This window comes from Streptomyces synnematoformans (assembly GCF_039531005.1).
In the GTDB taxonomy this organism is placed as follows: domain Bacteria; phylum Actinomycetota; class Actinomycetes; order Streptomycetales; family Streptomycetaceae; genus Streptomyces; species Streptomyces synnematoformans.
The window spans coordinates 1-891 of the sequence record NZ_BAAAPF010000719.1 but is presented as its reverse complement, the minus strand read 5'-3'; the positions used below and the strand labels follow the sequence as shown (position 1 = coordinate 891).

Sequence of the window (891 nt, the reverse complement as noted above, 5' to 3'; positions counted from 1 at the left end):
TGAGCCTTTTCCAACCTGCTGATGCAGTCTGGTGGTTGGCGTGACAGACGAGTGAAGCCCCTGGTAGACGGGTTCACGACCAAGATCACCCGTTCCGCCAGAGGCTTCACGTGCTTGTCTACCCGTCCGGACTGGACCTGTCCAGCTCGCATCTTCGTTTCCTCACCGCCCGTCTCCGTGAACGCCGCCGTGCGATCGGCAGCCGGTGGCGTCGGCTGAACGCCGGCCGGCAGGCCCTGCTCGCGCTCGCCCACCTGCGCCACGGTCACCCGTACGCCCAGCTCGCAGCGGGCTTCGGCATCGGAACCACGACCGCCTACCGGTACATCACCGAGGCCGTGGAGGTCCTGGCCGCCCTCGCTCCCAGCCTCGCCGAAGCAGCACGGGCCGCATCCTCGAAGGCGTTCGTACTGCTGGACGGGACGCTGCTGCCGACCGACCGGACCGCCGCGGACCGGCCCTTCTACTCCGGCAAGCACAAGAAGCACGGCATGAACGTGCAGATCCTCACGGATCCGGCGGGCCGACTGCTATGGGCCTCACCTGCCCTGCCAGGCGCGATCCACGACGTCCGCGCTGCCCGCGAACACGGCATCATCGACGCTCTCGCCGAAGCCGACATCAAGTGCTGGGCGGACAAGGGCTACCGAGGAGCGGGAGGCACCGTCCAGGTCCCCATCTGGGGTCGCTGGGAGAAGCTCTCCGCAGGTCAGCAGGCCGTCAACCGATCCCACGCGAAGATCCGGGCCCTGGCCGAACCCGCCATCGCCGCCCTGAAAACCTGGCGCCTCCTGCGCAAACTACGCTGCTCGACCACCCGCATCAACCACCTCGTCCAGGCAGCCCTCACCCTCCACCTCACATGCTCAAACTGAGGTTGGAAAAAGCTCA

At 67.0% G+C, this 891-nt stretch carries 1 protein-coding gene; it reads left to right on the top strand.

Going from position 1 to position 891, the window contains the following annotated elements:
- The first annotated feature begins 110 nt into the window (after positions 1-110).
- Positions 111-875 (top strand): IS5 family transposase, encoded by a 765-nt coding sequence (locus tag ABD317_RS37325; RefSeq protein ID WP_344296565.1) that lies wholly within the window; start codon positions 111-113, stop codon positions 873-875.
- The last annotated feature ends 16 nt before the right edge of the window (positions 876-891 follow it).